The organism is Halorubrum halodurans (assembly GCF_002252985.1).
Taxonomy (GTDB): Archaea; Halobacteriota; Halobacteria; order Halobacteriales; family Haloferacaceae; genus Halorubrum; species Halorubrum halodurans.
Window position 1 is genome coordinate 1 of sequence record NZ_NHPJ01000087.1, and the last position, 1360, is coordinate 1360.

At 71.5% G+C, this 1360-nt stretch carries 1 protein-coding gene; it reads left to right on the forward strand.

The window, feature by feature from the left end:
• The first annotated feature begins 74 nt into the window (after positions 1 to 74).
• Positions 75 to 1226: a site-2 protease family protein gene (locus tag DJ70_RS09000; RefSeq protein ID WP_094532136.1), complete on the forward strand. Its 1152-nt coding sequence runs from the start codon at positions 75 to 77 to the stop codon at positions 1224 to 1226.
• Positions 1227 to 1360 lie beyond the last annotated feature (134 nt).

A 1360-nucleotide genomic window follows, 5' to 3' on the forward strand; every position in this document is an offset into this window, starting at 1 on the left:
TCGTCGGTCGCCGGCCGGTTCGTTCCGCGTCCGGTGACGCGGGGTTTATACTCGGCGGCGGCCAACGACCGACGATGTCAGAACGCGAGGACGGGACGGCGTCGACGGCGGCCGACGTCCCCCGTCCCGACCCGCTCCGGACCTTCTTCCGCGTCGAGGAGGTCCGCCGAGAGGACGGCCGCGTCCGGTACGTCGGCGAGTCGTACATCCCCGAGCGGACGCTCCTCCGGAAGCTCGTCCCGGCGTTCCGCGAGGCGGGCTACGAGGTCGACGTGGAGACGCTCGAGGACGGCCACGTCGTCGTCGCGACCCCGTTCGGACACGGGCGCCGGGGGATCCCGTGGGTGAACGCCGGGCTGTTCCTCGCGACGGTGCTCTCCACCCTGTTCGTCGGGGCGTACGGCTGGTACTACGTCCCGCTCGCGGAGATCCGTGCCGATCCCCTCACGATGCTCCGGGCGTGGCCGTTCACTGCCGCCGTCCTCGGCGTCCTGATGACCCACGAGCTCGGCCACTACGTCGCCGGCCGGTATCACGGCGTCGACGTGTCGCTGCCGTACGTCATCCCGTTCATTTTCCCGTTCGGGACGCTCGGCGCGGTCATCCGGATGCGCGGCCGGATGCCCTCCCGGAAGGCGCTCTTCGACGTCGGCGCGGCCGGCCCGATCGCCGGGCTCGTCGCCACCGTGGTCGTCACGGTCGTCGGGCTCTCGCTCGACCCGATCCGCGTCCCCGCGGAGCTCGCGACCGGCTCCGGGACGATGATCCGATTCAACAACCCGCCGCTTTTGAGCCTCATCGCCGGGGCGATCGGGCAACCGACCTCGTACGCGGACCCGACGCGGGCGGTCCACCCGGTGATCATCGGCGGCTGGGTCGGGATGTTCTTCACCCTCCTGAACCTGCTTCCCGTCGGCCAGCTCGACGGGGGCCACATGGTCCGGGCGATGGTCGGGCCGCGTCAGGAGACGATCGCGTCGCTCGTGCCGGGCGCGCTGTTCGCGCTCGCCGCGTACCTCCACTACGGGCGGGGGCTCGGGCTCGACGAGTCCGTCGGTCTCTGGGCGTTCTGGGGCGTCTTCTCGCTGCTCATCGCCTTCAACGGCCCGGCGAACCCAGACGACGAGGACCGGCTCGACTGGCCCCGCGTCGTCGTCGGCGTGCTCACGTTCGGGGCGGGCGCGCTCTGTTTCCTGCTCGTCCCCATACAGGTCGTGACCGCCTGAGCCGAGGATGTCCGCGCTCGATCCCCCCGCGTGGCTCGAACGGGTCGGGTTCCGGACGCTCTACCGGCTCGCGGACCTGACGTACGCCCTCGGGGTCGCCACGCCGAAGCGGACCGTCGCCGTGAGGGTTCGTC

Bases quoted from the DNA above. Each gene is read 5' to 3' on its own strand.
- DJ70_RS09000 (WP_094532136.1), top strand. From the start codon at position 75: ATGTCAGAACGCGAGGACGGGACGGCGTCGACGGCGGCCGACGTCCCC.